The organism is Pseudoalteromonas lipolytica, from assembly GCF_900116435.1.
GTDB classification, from domain to species: domain Bacteria; phylum Pseudomonadota; class Gammaproteobacteria; order Enterobacterales; family Alteromonadaceae; genus Pseudoalteromonas; species Pseudoalteromonas lipolytica.
Window position 1 is genome coordinate 287,806 of record NZ_FPAZ01000003.1, and the last position, 15,557, is coordinate 303,362.

At 37.7% G+C, this 15,557-nt stretch carries 15 protein-coding genes; 12 read left to right on the forward strand and 3 right to left on the reverse strand.

Annotated elements, in window-relative coordinates; translation table 11 throughout:
• Positions 1-16: 16 nt before the first annotated feature.
• The gene (locus BM378_RS04310) at positions 17-1,456 is read right to left on the reverse strand and encodes a sigma-54 dependent transcriptional regulator (RefSeq protein WP_074988678.1); all 1,440 of its coding nucleotides are present in this window, start codon (positions 1,454-1,456) and stop codon (positions 17-19) included.
• 141 nt (positions 1,457-1,597) lie between these two features.
• The gene (locus BM378_RS04315) at positions 1,598-2,383 is read right to left on the reverse strand and encodes a flagellin N-terminal helical domain-containing protein (protein ID WP_074988679.1); all 786 of its coding nucleotides are present in this window, start codon (positions 2,381-2,383) and stop codon (positions 1,598-1,600) included.
• 209 nt (positions 2,384-2,592) lie between these two features.
• Between BM378_RS04315 and pseB the strand changes: the two genes are divergently transcribed.
• From pseB to BM378_RS04365, 10 genes are read left to right on the forward strand one after another with little or no spacing between them, the layout of a single operon-like run.
• Positions 2,593-3,594 carry a UDP-N-acetylglucosamine 4,6-dehydratase (inverting) gene (pseB, locus tag BM378_RS04320; RefSeq protein ID WP_074988680.1) on the forward strand — a complete coding sequence of 334 codons (1,002 nt, stop codon included), beginning with the start codon at positions 2,593-2,595 and terminating at the stop codon, positions 3,592-3,594.
• Between the two features lie 8 nt (positions 3,595-3,602).
• Positions 3,603-4,766, forward strand: coding sequence for a UDP-4-amino-4,6-dideoxy-N-acetyl-beta-L-altrosamine transaminase (pseC, locus tag BM378_RS04325; RefSeq protein WP_074988681.1), 1,164 nt, complete (start codon positions 3,603-3,605; stop codon positions 4,764-4,766).
• Positions 4,763-5,611 (forward strand): aldo/keto reductase, encoded by an 849-nt coding sequence (locus BM378_RS04330; protein WP_074988682.1) that lies wholly within the window; start codon positions 4,763-4,765, stop codon positions 5,609-5,611. The genes pseC and BM378_RS04330 overlap by 4 nt, the downstream gene beginning before the upstream one ends.
• Positions 5,612-5,624: 13 nt before the next feature.
• Complete coding sequence (locus BM378_RS04335) at positions 5,625-6,377, forward strand: cytidylyltransferase domain-containing protein (RefSeq protein ID WP_074988683.1); 753 nt, start codon at positions 5,625-5,627, stop codon at positions 6,375-6,377.
• Positions 6,378-6,380: 3 nt separating this feature from the next.
• Positions 6,381-7,661, forward strand: a complete 1,281-nt coding sequence (locus tag BM378_RS04340) for an aminotransferase class III-fold pyridoxal phosphate-dependent enzyme (RefSeq protein ID WP_074988684.1) — start codon at positions 6,381-6,383, stop codon at positions 7,659-7,661.
• Entirely contained in the window at positions 7,661-9,199 is a 1,539-nt protein-coding gene (pseG, locus tag BM378_RS04345; protein WP_074988685.1) for a UDP-2,4-diacetamido-2,4,6-trideoxy-beta-L-altropyranose hydrolase, read from the forward strand. The genes BM378_RS04340 and pseG overlap by 1 nt, the downstream gene beginning before the upstream one ends.
• A complete protein-coding gene (locus BM378_RS04350; protein ID WP_074988686.1) occupies positions 9,192-9,872 on the forward strand; it encodes a formyl transferase in 681 nt (226 codons plus the stop codon). Before pseG ends, BM378_RS04350 begins: the two co-directional genes overlap by 8 nt.
• Before the next feature lies 1 nt (position 9,873).
• Positions 9,874-10,941 (forward strand): pseudaminic acid synthase, encoded by a 1,068-nt coding sequence (gene pseI / locus BM378_RS04355; RefSeq protein ID WP_074988687.1) that lies wholly within the window; start codon positions 9,874-9,876, stop codon positions 10,939-10,941.
• On the forward strand, positions 10,928-11,605 hold the full coding sequence (locus tag BM378_RS04360; RefSeq protein WP_074988688.1) for a PIG-L deacetylase family protein: 678 nt from the start codon (positions 10,928-10,930) through the stop codon (positions 11,603-11,605). Before pseI ends, BM378_RS04360 begins: the two co-directional genes overlap by 14 nt.
• A 24-nt stretch (positions 11,606-11,629) precedes the next feature.
• On the forward strand, positions 11,630-12,154 hold the full coding sequence (locus tag BM378_RS04365; protein WP_074988689.1) for a GNAT family N-acetyltransferase: 525 nt from the start codon (positions 11,630-11,632) through the stop codon (positions 12,152-12,154).
• A 297-nt stretch (positions 12,155-12,451) separates the two neighbouring features.
• On the opposite strand, the gene BM378_RS04370 is transcribed toward BM378_RS04365, so the two are convergent.
• Entirely contained in the window at positions 12,452-14,458 is a 2,007-nt protein-coding gene (locus tag BM378_RS04370) for a motility associated factor glycosyltransferase family protein (RefSeq protein ID WP_227006834.1), read from the reverse strand.
• A gap of 301 nt (positions 14,459-14,759) precedes the next feature.
• Here BM378_RS04370 and fliS point away from each other — a divergent pair, with 301 nt between their 5' ends.
• Complete coding sequence (gene fliS, locus BM378_RS04375; protein ID WP_074988690.1) at positions 14,760-15,161, forward strand: flagellar export chaperone FliS; 402 nt, start codon at positions 14,760-14,762, stop codon at positions 15,159-15,161.
• The gene (locus BM378_RS04380) at positions 15,161-15,448 is read left to right on the forward strand and encodes a hypothetical protein (protein ID WP_074988691.1); all 288 of its coding nucleotides are present in this window, start codon (positions 15,161-15,163) and stop codon (positions 15,446-15,448) included. Before fliS ends, BM378_RS04380 begins: the two co-directional genes overlap by 1 nt.
• The last annotated feature ends 109 nt before the right edge of the window (positions 15,449-15,557 follow it).

Here is a 15,557-nt window from a genome sequence, read left to right on the forward strand (position 1 = left end):
ATAATACAAACAAGCGCTAGTCTCGCGATAAGTTATATTTTTTCATTTTTTCGACGAGTGTCGTGCGGCGCACGCCCAAAATTTCGGCAGCACGTGCTACAACATAGTCATAACGCTCAAGCGCTTGACTAATTAGGCTAATTTCAAGTTCTGCTAAGTATTCTTTAAGCTCAATGCCATCATCTGGTAATAAACCCGAGTCAACATGTGTAGCGGGCGTTTGCGGCTCTTCATCTTCATAATCGCTAAAGCCAGTGCTGAATATATCGTTAAATGCATCTCGTTCCATCAACTCTTCAGGGTACTCAGGCTGATAGGCTTCAACTTCTATGTAACGATACTTTGCAGGTAAATCTGGCACATCAACCACTTTATCAGGGAACATGATCACCATACGCTCAACCAAGTTTGCCAGTTCACGAATATTCCCAGGCCACGCATGCTCTTTTAAGCTTTGAATTGCTCGCTCTGTAAACTTCGCCGTCGTGCCACTTTGCTCGTTAACACGACGCATTAACTCTTTAAGCAGGAGCGGAATATCATCAGCGCGTTCGCTTAACGACGGGTTCTCAATAGGAAATACATTTAAACGATAGAATAAATCTTCACGAAAATCGCCTTTTTCTATCATCTCTTCTAAATTACGATGGGTCGCTGCAATAATACGCACATCGGCTTGAATTGGTTTCGTACCACCGACCCGCTCATAGCTTCGCTCTTGTAAAACGCGCAGCAACTTTACTTGCATCTGTAGCGGCATATCACCTATTTCATCAAGAAAGAGCGTACCACCTTGGGCTAATTCAAAACGCCCTTTTCGCGCCGAAATTGCACCTGTAAATGCACCTTTCTCATGGCCAAATAATTCACTTTCTAATAACTCACCCGGAATGGCACCACAGTTAACGGGTACGAATGGACCAGAGCTGCGCTTAGATAGCAAATGAACATTTCGCGCAACCACTTCTTTACCCGTTCCAGATTCACCGAGTATCAGCACATTGGCATCGGTTTTAGCAACTTGCTCAATTAAAAAACGCACATCTTTAACGGCATCTGTTTCACCAACCAAACCATCAAACAATTTATTCGATTTTGACTGTTTATGATCGCCCGGCAACATACGTTGATATTGCTGACAATCATGTAAAAGCTGCGTAGTCACATCATGATTAAATGGCTCACAAATTAAGCCTACAACATTGGCAATGCTTAAAAGTGGCTTTAACGTTTCACCAATCAAAAGAAAAGGGATCGCAGGAAACTGCTTAATGACAGACTCATGATCTAATTGCTGAAGTGCACCAAGAATAACCATGCACTCTTGTTGTTGATGTTTTTCACAAAATGATTGAAGTGTTGACTCATCAACGAGTTGTACAGCTTCTCCGATAAAAGTGAGGGCTGCATTTAAACCAATCGCACGATTATTATTATTGTCTAAAATTAAGATCATTATTGGCGAACCACAGTGACTACGGGTTAGTTAGTTTCTAAATTGTAAGCGAGTTTAAGAGGGATGCAAGCGCTAAGCGGCAACTTTTTGACATCAACGCCAAAAAATAGTCACTTAGCAGCTATAACCAATACTAAAGGGTTAAAGCAAACCCAAAATTGATTCTGCAGAACGGTTGGCTTGTCCACGCAGTGCAACGGATGCCTGCGATAAAATATCATTAGCAATTTGATCAGACACCGCTTTTGCATAATCAGTGTCTTCAATTCGACTTTGACTTGCTGCGATGTTTTCGCGTTGGTTACCCAGTCCTTTTATCGTACTTTCTAAAGTGTTTTGAAATGCACCTAGCTCAGTACGTTGCGTGTTAATTTCTTCGCTCGCTTGGTCGCTTATATCAATCGCAGCTTGTGCTCCTGCTTGTGTCGAGATATCAATACCCGCAATCACTGAGGCGATACTGCCGTTACTCGGCGTAATTGACTGGGTGGTATTGGCATCTGGTCCCACTTGAAATGATACTTGCTCACCATCAAACAATGGCTTACCACCAAAAGTGGCATTTTCAAATGTTTCTGTGATCTGCGTTTGCAACTGCGTTACTTCTTCTTGCAATGCTGCTCTGTCATTGTCTGTCAGTGCACCATTGCCTGCTTGGATAGACAGCTCGCGGATTCGCGACACCGCATCGTTAACGCCCGACAAGTTAGACTCAGTCACTTGCGAGTAAGAAATACCATCATAAGCATTGCTAATAGCTTGGCTATAACCATTTTGCTGAGAGGTTAGCCTATCAATAATTTGCAGTGCAGCGGCATCGTCCGCCGCAGAATTTACTTTTTTACCTGTCGCTAATTGTTCAGCGAGCTTGTTATTTGCTTGCTGAGTTTGATTGAGTAACCCGGTATTGGGTGATTGAATTTTCATAGCGGCCTCCGACAAACCGATTGCTTAAATTATAGCTTAATTTGCCAAAATTTGTACTTTGTACCATGGTTTAGATAAATTAACTTGGCATCTGACTTGCTAGTGTATTAGTTAATAGTTAAATTACTGAGAATTGAGTCAAAATTCTCTTTTTGCGTATTTCACTTTTATAAATAACTACGCCAATGATAAATAACTTAGGTAACGCTATGTTCGACAATAAAACAATATTAATTACTGGTGGTACCGGTTCATTCGGTAAAAAATACGTCAAAACGCTACTAGAACGCTATAAGCCTAAAAAAATTATTATTTTCTCGCGTGATGAGCTCAAACAATTTGAGATGCAGCAGGACTTTGATCAGCCGTGTATGCGTTACTTCATAGGCGATGTTCGCGATAAAGAGAGGCTTCGCAGAGCCATGCGAGGCGTGAACTATGTGATTCATGCAGCAGCACTTAAACAAGTTCCGGCTGCAGAATACAACCCGATGGAATGCATAAAGACAAACATTAATGGCGCAGAAAACGTGATTGATGCTGCCCTTGATAACAACGTTGAAAAAGTGATTGCGCTTTCAACAGATAAAGCGGCCAACCCAATTAACTTATATGGTGCAACTAAACTTGCCTCAGATAAATTATTTGTTGCAGCTAACAATATTGCAGGTGGCCACAAAACAACCTTTTCAGTAGTAAGATACGGGAATGTAGTTTGTTCTCGCGGTTCAGTGGTACCGATTTTCCAAAAATTTATCGACCAAGGTCGCGACCATATTCCAATCACCCATGAAGAAATGACTCGCTTTTGGATCAGTCTTCAGCAAGGCGTTGATTTTGTATTAACTAATTTTGAGCGTATGTTAGGCGGTGAGATTTTTGTACCTAAAATACCCTCTATTCGTATTACTGATCTTGCCAAAGCCATGGCACCTGATTTACCAATAAAAGTTATCGGAATTCGCCCAGGCGAAAAGTTACATGAAGTCATGTGCCCTGCCGATTTATGCTTTGAAACGTACGAATATAGCGATCACTTTGTTATCGCTCCGGGTATTAAATTCAGTAGTCGAAGTAATGACTTTACCGTGAATGCCATTGGTGAGAAAGGTAAAAAAGTTGCTCAGGGCTTTGAATACAATTCACTTGATAACCCTGATTATATGAGCATTAAAGAAATTAAAAATTTCAATGTCCAAGCGTTACTGTAATACTTCTTATGACAAATAAGGTAATTCCTTACGGCAAACAAAGTATTTCTCAGGATGACATCAATGCCGTAATTGATGTCTTAAAGTCTGACTGGCTAACGCAGGGACCTGCAGTTCCTGCATTTGAAAGCGCCATAGCAGCATATTGTGGCGTTCACTATGCCTGTGCTACTAACAGTGCTACTTCAGCGTTACATATTGCTTGCCTTGCTTTAGATGTAGGTATTGGTGACATCGTATGGACGTCGCCAATCTCCTTTGTCGCATCAAGTAACTGCGCGCTGTATTGCGGTGCAGAAGTCGACTTTGTTGATATCGACCTTGAAACAGGCAACATGTCTGTTGCAGCCCTTCAAGAAAAACTAACGTTAGCTAAACAAAACAAGCGACTCCCTAAAGTCGTTATCCCTGTTCATTTAGCTGGTCAATCATGTGATATGGCAGCAATCAATAAACTTGCCAAAGAGTATGGTTTTAAGGTCATTGAAGATGCCTCGCATGCTATTGGCGCAAAGTATAAAGACAAGCCTGTTGGCAGCTGTGACTATTCAGATATCACTGTTTTCAGTTTCCACCCAGTTAAAATCATTACCTCTGCAGAAGGTGGTATGGCGGTTACCAATTGCGCTGAGCTCAATAAAAGAATGAGCCGCTTACGAAGTCATGGTATTACTAATATTCCAGCAGAAATGACGGAGCACAGTCATGGCCCTTGGTATTATCAACAGTTAGAGCTCGGTTTTAATTATAGAATGACTGATATGCAAGCTGCTTTAGGGCTGAGTCAGTTAAAGCAATTAGATAACTTTGTAACAGTACGAAATGACATAGCAAAAACATATAATCATGCGTTTGCAAACTCAGCCATAGCCCACTTAACACAGTCGGATGATTGTTACTCTAGCTACCATTTATATATTGTTCGTTTAACGCAATGCGACAAAGAAAAACACAAGTCAGTCATTACAGGCATGCGCGAGCAAGGAATTATTGCTCATCTGCATTATATACCGATCCATTTACAGCCTTATTATCAGGCTTTAGGCTTTTCGTCCGGTGACTTTCCTAATGCTGAAACCTACTACAAACAGGCTGTTACTATCCCTCTGCATCCAACTATGACAGTAGACGAGCAGCAATTCGTTATCAATACATTGATTGGTTTAGTATGAAGCTCGCTTTAGGTACGGCTCAGTTTGGTTTGGACTACGGTATTAGTAACTCCAAAGGAGTTGTTTCCAATAAAACAGTCTCTCAATTACTTGAGCAAGCAGAGCTAATGTCAATTGATATACTAGATACCGCCGCAATGTATGGCAAAAGTGAAGAAGTCTTAGGTCAACTCACTAATAAGCGTTTTAAAATTGTTACAAAACTCGCTGTTGATACAAGTTCACTAGTAAATTTAAGTCAGTTACTTAAAATTTCTCTTAGCAAACTGCAGAGCTCATCTCTTCATGGTGTGTTGTTACACAATACTGATGTATTAAAAAGTTCAAAAGCTCTCGAAATAGCAGCTCAACTCACTGAGTTAAAAGCGCTAGGGTTAGTCCATAAAATTGGAATGTCACTTTACTTTCCAGAACAAATAAAGCTATTTAAAATACTTAAACCCGATATAATTCAAATACCTTTAAATGTATTAGACCAGCGTTTTTTACAAGATGGTTTATTAACCAAAATGAAAGAGCAAGGTATTGAAATTCACGTGCGCTCCGCATTTTTGCAAGGATTGCTGCTAATGTCGCCAGAGTCACGCAGTCAATACTTTTCGCAATTCAACGAACTAAATGCTTTCGACAAATTTGTCAATTCAGTATCTCACTCTAGGCTCGAAATTTGCTTAAGTTTTCTAAAGTCAATTGATGAAATTGATCGAGTTGTTGTTGGCTGTTGTTCGGCATCAGAGTTAGCACAAATTCACACTGCCTGGCACACCAAAGTTAATATCAGTTACCACCAATTAGCGTGCACCAACAACTCACTCATTATACCAAGTAATTGGCCACACCTTTAAAACAGGAGGAAGTATGATAGGTATTATTGTTCAAGCTCGAATGAGTTCAACACGGTTGCCGGGAAAAGTACTACTGCCTATTAATGGCGTACCAATGCTAGAGATTCAACTTGAGCGTCTTACTCAGACGAAAGTTGTTGACAAAGTTGTTGTGGCGACGTCAGATGAAGCTCTAGATAGCCCTATCGAGACACTATGCCAAAAACTTCATATAGAGTGCTACCGTGGCGATTTAAATGATGTACTAGCACGATTTTATCATTGCGCTAAAGCATTTAATTTTTCTCATATTGTACGCATATGTGGAGATTGCCCACTGATTGATCCTGTGTTAATTGACCAAATAGTTAACACACATATTACAAACAACACAGACTATACTAGCAACTGTGTCACAAGGTGCTTTCCCGATGGGCAGGATGTCGAAGTGTTTAGCTTTAATGCTTTAGAAACTGCTTATGAGAAAGCAAAAAAACCTTCAGAGCGTGAACACGTAACACCTTTTATTCGCGACTCTAACTTATTTTCATTGGAAAATTTCACTATAACTCAAGATTATTCTGCATTTCGAATTAGCGTCGATCATCCACAAGACTTTGAAGTAATTTCAGCAATCTATCGTCATTTCGAAGGGCAACAGTTTGGTTATCAGCAAATCGTTGAGTATTTACAATCACACCCGCAAGTTAATGCGCTCAATGCCGATATAGAGCTAAATGAAGGCTACAAATTATCGCTACTACAAGACAAAGAACAAGGTTTCTAATTAATGACTATCAGCTTTACTGAATCACTAAATTGGTATGAAAAGACGCAAAACATTATACCACTAGCGAGCCAAACCTTTAGTAAAAGTAAAATGGCTTTGCCCTTTAAAGCTGCGCCGCTTTTTATTAAGTATGGTAAAGGCGCTCAGGTTATTGACCTCGATAACAATACTTATACCGACTACATTAATGGCTTACTCTGCGTTAGCTTAGGCTATCAAGACCAAGAAGTTGATGATGCAATTAAAGCACAGCTTGCATCAGGCATAAGTTTTTCACTTCCCCATACTTTAGAAGCTGAAGTAGCCGAGCTCTTAGTTGACCTTATTCCCTGTGCTGAAATGGTTCGCTTCGCTAAAAATGGCAGTGATGTTACCAGTGCAGCCGTGCGTTTAGCTCGAGCTTATACAGGGCGAGAACACATAGCGGTCTGCGGTTACCATGGTTGGCAAGACTGGTACATAGGTTCGACCACACGCGATTTGGGTGTACCTGAAGCCACTAAAAAGCTAACTCATGGCTTCACTTACAACGATATCTCTTCACTAGAAGCGATCATTGAAAATCACCCTGACGAACTTGCGGCAGTCATTATGGAGCCACTTAATTTAGCGCCTCCTGAAGATGGTTTTTTAGAGAAAGTACGAGAACTGTGCTCTCGTAATGGGATCGTGCTTGTTTTTGATGAAATCATCACAGGCTTTAGATACCACTTGGGTGGGGCTCAAAGCTACTTTGGCGTAACACCCGATTTAGCGACATTTGGTAAGGGCATAGCAAATGGTATGCCACTATCTGCAATCGTCGGTAGAAAAGACATAATGCAGCTAATGAATGAGATCTTTTTCTCTGGAACTTTTGGTGGTGAAGCCTTATCACTTGCAGCTGCAAAAGCGACCATTAGTAAAATGAAAAAGATTAACTTTCCAGCACATCTATGGCATATCGGTGATTATTTAATTGAACAGTTTAATCAAGTAAACCCTGCACCGGAGCTTTTCTCGATTAAAGGTTTAGCCCCTTGGACATTTTTAACAATTAACCAAGGAAAAACCAGTTCAGCCAATCTCATCAAGTCATGGATAATTCAAGAACTTTGTAAAAATGGCATCCTCATGTTAGGCACGCATAACTTAAGCTTTGCTCATCAAAAAACAGACATTGATGAACTCGTGCAACTTTATCGTTCTCTGTTTACTAGAGCTAAAGAATATGATCACAGTGGCGCACTTGCACAACACCTTGATGGTCATGAAGTTGAAGCCGTGTTTAAGGTGAGATAATGAAGATCATTGCGCGACTTGATGCGAATTCAACCATTGGTGCGGGACATTTAATACGCGTGCTAACGCTGTTAAACCAACTGGTTAAACAAAGTGATTATTATCCCAGTGACGTTTTGATCATTTCTTATTCACTCAGTGACAGTTTCAAAAATCTGATTACACATCATGGTTTTCGTTATCATATGATAAATCAAGTTAATAACTGGTCAATGGACTACGACGCACAAACTACTGCCGAACTAATTGGTGATGATTCGATTGCTGATTTAGTTATCGTAGACCACTACGAGCTGGATAAAAGATGGGAACAAAAACTGACAACGTATTGCCATCAGTTAATTGTGATAGACGACCTTGCCAATCGAGAGCACCACTGTAATACCTTAATTGATCAAACCTTAGGGCGGAAAAAAGACGACTATTCAGATTTAGTGCCTCCATACTGCAAACTCTTACTTGGTGCAACATACATCATTCTAAGACCCGAATTTCAACCCCTTAGAATTACAGCAAAACAAACTCGAAGCAATAATATAAAAAACATTTTAATTGCCTTTGGTGCAACAGATCCACAAGATAATAGCAGTAAAGTAGTTGCCTGGTTAGCTCAGTTTTTAAAAACAAATCCGCAAATAAACTTTCATTGCACGATTATGATCACCAGTGCGAGCCCACATCTAAATAATATTAAACAAATATGTAAAATGTCCCCTTGGTTGAGTTACACCATTGACGAAAAAAATGTAGCAGAACTTTTACTAAAAACAGATTTAGCCATTGGTGCATCAGGCTCAGCGTCTTGGGAACGGTGCTGTTTAGGCATACCTACCATTGCATTTCAAACCGCAGATAATCAAAAAATGGTGTTAGCCGAGTTAGATAAAGCCGGTGCAATTGCTAATTTGAAAAAATTAACGGAACAAAGCCAAGATGAGTTTAATCAGTGCTTGTCTCGCTTGATTGACGACACTAATTATTACACAAATATGCGACGTAATAGCTTTAAAATATGTGATGGAACTGGCACGAGTCTTATTTGCGATCATTTACTTTCTAATACATTAGCATTGCGTTTAGCAACCAAAAAAGATGAGAATTTACTTTACCGTTGGCAATCAAACCCTCATATCCGACAGTTTTTTAGAAACCCTAATGCGGTTACTTTTAATGAACATGCTACTTGGTTTAGAAACTCATTAAAGCTCAGTTCTAGAACTATTTATATAATAGAATTAGGTTCTAACTCCAATGCTTTACCGGTAGGAACACTGCGTTTCGATAAAGTTAATAGTCAGCAATATGAAGTTTCAATTTTGATTGACCATAACTTTCAAAATCAGAAACTTGGCTGGAGAGCATTAAAATCAACGCCTAAGAAGTTTCGTAGCAAAGAAATCATTGCTTCAGTTCACATTGACAATAAAGCGTCACAGCAACTTTTCTTAAGTGCTGGATATTCACAAATTACAAATAACTCATTTCTCCTTAAAAGCGAAAATAAATCCTGTTTATTAAGAAGTAGTCACTATGAATAATTATGTTGTCGCCACAATAAAAAGCTGGAATATTGACGCTTTCCATCAAAGAGCTAAACAATGGGAAGGCAACTGGCATCTATTCACAGAAAAAGAACAGCTCACAATAGAGAACTTGCGTAAAATAAACCCACGCTATATTTTCTTTCCTCACTGGAGTTGGTTAGTGCCTAACTCAATTCTCACAGAGTTTAATTGCATATGCTTTCATATGACCGATTTACCTTACGGCAGGGGTGGTAGTCCACTGCAAAACTTAATCATCCTTGGGCACAATAAAACCAAACTAAGCGCCCTAAAAATGTCACCCGAACTTGATGCTGGACCAATATATTTAAAAGAATCACTCTCTCTAGAAGGCAGTGCAACTGACATTTTTAAGCGAGCAACTGAAACTACTTTTGATATGATCAATACCATAATCAAATCAACGCCGTCTCCAACCCCGCAACAAGGTAAAGTGGTTAAGTTTACTCGTCGTAAGCCAGCAGAAAGCGAATTAAATTCATCAATGTCTTTAGAAGAAGTGTTTGACACTATTAGAATGTTAGATGCAGAGTCTTATCCAAAAGCATTTATTGAATTGGGAAATATCCGTTTTGAACTAAGCGATGTGTATAAATCTGGAAATGAATTAAAAGCAACCGTTACAATACATGAAAAGAGTGAATAAAATGAAAAGTAACCATTTCGTTAGCATTGATGGCAAAAAAATAGGCCCACAGTTTAAGCCCTATATTGTTGCAGAGCTTTCAGCCAACCATAACGGTAATATTGATAACGCTTTGAAAGCAATCGAAGAAGCTGCTAAATGTGGCGCTGATGCGGTAAAAATACAAAGTTATACACCTGATTCTATGACCATAGATTGTGACAGCGAAGACTTTCAGATTCACGGAGGGTTATGGGACGGGTTCAAGCTTTACGATTTATATAAGTGGGCACATACACCTTATGAATGGCACCAAAAGTTATTCCAAAAAGCAAAAGAAGTAGGCATAACATTATTTTCCACCCCATTTGATGAATCAGCCGTAGAATTACTTGAAAGCTTTGATGTGCCTGCATATAAATTAGCCTCTTTTGAAATAACAGATTTACCATTGATAAAGCGCATTGCACAAACAGGTAAACCCCTAATCATTTCTACTGGTATGGCTAGTATGGAAGAAATAGAAGAGGCAATTACAACAGCAAGAGGAAATGGTTGTAAAGAATTAATAGCTTTACACTGTATTAGCGCATACCCTACACCTGCAGAACAGGCAAATTTAGCAACTATAGCTGATATTAGTCAACGTTTTGACGTTATATCTGGACTATCGGATCATAGCTTAGGTACCGTTGTGTCGGTCACAAGTATTGCACTTGGCGCATGTTTGATTGAAAAACATTTCACACTAGATAGAAATGATAAAGGCCCCGATGCTGAGTTTTCTTTAGAGCCAAATGAGTTTAAGCGACTAGCTAAAGAAACTAATGAGGCTTATCATGCTATTGGTGTAGCAGGTTATGAACGGAAACCTGTTGAAGAAGCAAATATGGCCTTCCGTCGCTCAATTTATTTTGTTGCTGACATTAAGCAAGGTGAAGTAATTACCACAAAACATATAAGAAAAATACGTCCTGGCTATGGCTTAGCCCCCAAGTACTTTCAAAAAATACTAGGTCAAACCGTTAATCAAAACATAACTCGTGGTACAGCCACCTCTTGGAAGTTAATTACTAATGATTCAAAATAACCAAGTCCTCATCATAGCTGCTCACCCTGATGATGAAGCTTTAGGCTGCGCAGGAACAATAGCTAAACACATTGCTGAAGGTGATATTGTTAGCATACTTTTTATGACTAATGGCGTGTCATCTAGAGGTGGCTTTGATAAAAATGACGAAATTGTACGTGCTTCGGCCATGGAAAAAGCAATATCGACTCTGGGAGTAAAAAATTCACAGTTCTTTAACTTCCCAGATAATCAAATGGATTCAGTCCCTTTATTAGAGATAGTTAAAGCAATTGAAACTGCTATAATTCAATATAAACCCAGTATAATCTATACCCATTTCGCATACGATCTAAATATTGACCATCAGTTGACTCACCAAGCTGTAATGACAGCCTGCCGGCCAGTAAAGGGTTGTAGTGTAAAAAAAATATTATCCTTCGAAATACTGTCAAGCACTGAGTGGAAAAGTACCTGCCACCCTGACTTTAAAGCTCAATATATTGTAGATATAACTAAATTTTGGAATAAGAAACTACAAGCATTAGACTGTTATCAAGAAGAGTTACGAAATTTCCCACACAGTAGAAGCTTACGCTGTATAGAAGCATTAGCCACTTTACGTGGTGCTAGTCATGGTTTTGAAAAAGCAGAAGCCTTTCAAGTTGAACGTATACTAAACTAACAACACTAGCTATTAGGAATACCAATGAAAAACATATACTTAAGACCATTAATAGAAACAGATATTACGGAAACCTACTTAGAATACTTTAAAGACGACGATGTACTACTTTTTTTAGAAGTAACAAACTCTGAACTAACAAGAGAATCTGTTATTGCATATATAAAAAATGGAGTTGAAACAAAAGATTATTATATGTATGCAATCTGCTTAATTGAAAATGATCAACATATTGGCAACTTAAAAATAGGGCCAATAGATAGGAAACAAAAAATATCTGATCTGGTTACCGTTATATGGAACAAGAGTTATTGGGGAAAAGGACTTGCATCTGAAGCAATTAAATTAGGTAATAAATTAGCGTTTGAAAAACACAATATTAGAAAGCTCCATGGAGGAATGTATAGTGACAACATAGGAAGTATAAAAGCCTACACTAAAGCAGGATGGATTATTGAGGCTACATTACAAAATCACTATATACTTAATGGAAAGTTACAAGACAGAGTAATTGTTAGTTGCTTTAATCCTTCGTACTTTGATGCGTAAATTATTTTGCTATATCTGTCAGGGCATCTATTAGCAGATAGTCACGGAATTATTTTTTTACCGCCACAGAGCCAACGAATATGTTTAAGTATTACTTAGATGCTTGGGTAAGTTATTGCGGCCATATTTACAGAAGAAAATTTTATTATGTAGAACAAACATATTTATAAGAGATTCTCGTGAATTTCAGTTATAACTGTACACTTGAAGTAACAATATATTAAAAATCAAACCACTGCCGCTTTTAAGAATACAGTTAAGGTATTATCACTTTATTATGCAAACCATAAGAAACATTTAAACTTTAGCAGGTTTATCATAGTACTCGGTAAACTCTATAAAAATATCATTCACATGTTCAAAAAGAGAATCTAAACATGCATTTATAAACTCAGCACGTTTATTAAGATCACTGTAATAGTAAGAGCTCGCCATGATGTATGTATGAAAATACTTTAATGTACCCTGTACAAGAATAAAGACAATCTCATCTTCACGCTGCATTTTTAAAAGCATTTTGTTTTGTGCAGAAAAAGCTGAAGCGAGTTCTTCTCTAGTCACGAAGCTAGGTGGTGTCAACTCTAATAATACTTCCAAAAAAGATTTCAATCTAGATCTAACATCAGCAACATATGCATTTACATTACTTTCAAATAACTGCTCTCTTGAGGAAGCCTCTTTAAGTAAAGCAGCTACCTTCTCTTGTTTGTTCGAAAGTTTATTATTTATTTTAACATCATCTATACGCTTGGGCTTAGTGTACTTTATAAGTGCCCCATCTGAGGTATTAAAAACTTTAACGCGTGGTTTATTCTGCAGCAAAAGTTCAACAGCTGACTTAGAAGAGTCAAATATATTCGTTGTTAAGATCTCATCTCTGAAATTTCCTTTTACAACCATATTTGTTTGCATATTTTCATCAACGACTTCTTTATGCTGAAAATCATTATCAAAATAGATGCTGTGCTTTGAATGATGATAATTTTGCGATACAAAACCGAAGTCTGCACCAACTAAATATAACTTTTCAAACCCCAGTTCAGTAGCTACGGCTAAACCAGTATTAGTAACAGTAGGATTAGAATACATTGGGTAAGCATACTTCATTTTTTTATCTAAACGACGAATTAAATGCCCTCCAGCATCATTTACTTTAGTAAGTAAGTGAGCTGCTTTAAAGCGTTTTAAAATACCGTCATATACCGTGTTCAGAGCTACAATATTTATTTCACTTAGCTTAATAGTGATACCTTCTGTTCTCTCGACAGCTTTAACATAATTAGATAAACCAGCAGTACGCTCCATTTCAACATGTATATCAGGTTTTATATTGTTAATTAGCAACGCCTTTAAAGCTGTACCACATGAAATAATAATAACATTGTCTTGATTACTTTTTAGGAATTCTATTGCGGAATCCAAAGAAGGACCATTAGCGACAAGAAAAACATCTGACTTTTTCAATATGTTTTTAAAAGAGTTAGCCTTTTTTAATACTGGAAATTTAGAATTCAAATTTGACAGAGTATGAGATATACCTATGATTTCATCTTCAAAAAACCCCCAACCGCCATGCCAGCGATGTCCAAACTCTTTTATTGCCCCCATTATTTTCGAGATAGTATCACTATCATAATGCTTAAAAAAATAAATTAAACTTAGATTAAAGTGGCCTTGTTCAAATAATAATTTAGATATATCATTCACGACTTTATGTTCATCACCACCTACAGTTATGTTAAATGTCCCGCCTTGACTAATACATTTATCAGATAAAGGTTTCAACTCTACACAATGTAATAGTGCATAAAAACAATCTAGGTTAGGCTCGAACAAAAAAATATTCAATACATTTTTTCTGTTAACTAATTCCACTATTTGGTAGCCAAGCCCCCCGCCTAAAAAGCATACAAAATCTAACCTTTTTTCGTTAGTTGGCTTAGGAATTTTACCGCCTGTTTCTGCATTTCTGACATTATAAATTGATTTAAGCAAAGCTTCATGTTTAAAAGAAATGGATTCATCATTGGCGTGTTTGATGTCATAGCTAGAGTAAACAGGGTTATCTAAAAATACATTAACCTGCTTTTTTGCTAAATCATGAGGGCTTTCTGAATAAACAAACTGCCCGTTATTAAATAAATTTACATTACCACCATCATCAATCGCTACACCAGTGCCCGAAGGTTGATAGTTTAAGAACACCTCGTAAATTGTAGGCATCACTTGTTTTAGGAACTCTAAATTTGATAACAAGGTAGCTTGTAATATCATGCTTTTTAACTCTAATTCTTGTTTGTTCACATCTTCTCCCTATTTTTTAAATTGACTTATGTATGATAATGCTCTGTGAAATATATAGCTTATGAAATCTTTAGAGCCCCTTCATAGAAAGCAAATTATACACCAAGTTTTTATGGCTATGTGTTTATATTGCTTAACATGCATTTATCTAGAGTTGCTCACTTGCGTGTATATGGATTATAATTAAGGTAATTAAAACCAAGACTAAAAAACAATAGAAATGGCATTAAACTTGCTGTACTAATTGGTAAGGTTAGTAATTTATTATGTATCATTTTCTTATTTAAGTTTAAGGTTCCTCATGGCACACATTTCAGTAAAAAAATACAGTCAAGTCAGCGTTAGTAACATTAACGAAATGACACCCTACGAACAGATTAATTTAATTTTTAGTAATATTATTGGCCGATTAGCAGCAACTAAAGGGTTCATTGAACGAAAAGAGCTAAGCAAAAAAGGGGAGAATATCTCAAGCTGTATTTTATTGTTTGGTGCATTGCAAGATGCATTGAATTTTGATCACGGTGGAGATATTTCAGGTAACCTTTTATCGCTTTACGATTTTTGCCAACGTCGCCTGACAGAAGCAAATATCAATAATGATATTGACGCTGTTGATGATGTTATTCGTATAGTAAAAGAAATTAAAGAAGGCTGGGACTCTATTCCTGCTGATGAGCGCACACCTAAAGCTGATCAATAATGTCTGATTATAGCGCGCTGAATGCATTACTCACCGCATTGTCAGAGCACATCGATAAAACAGAGATTGAACTTGCCAGTCATACATTAATAGCTATAGACCAAGAGTTAAAAGGTTGGTGTGAGGGTGCAAACCCGCCTCAAGAGCAGGAACTTTTAGCTATACAAGCCAAAATTTTAGCTGCTACAGCTAGACTTAAAAACGCCAGAGACAAAACTCAAACTGAACTTATTAATCAGCGTAAATCACATAAAGCTATTTCTAAATATAAAGCAACTAAACGCTAATTTGCGTTTAGTTGCCTTTAAAATACTTAGTTATATAAACGTGTTACTAACGCTACTGATTAGCGCTATATCAATTACGCGAGAAAGTCGCGTCTACTAAGAGTTGATT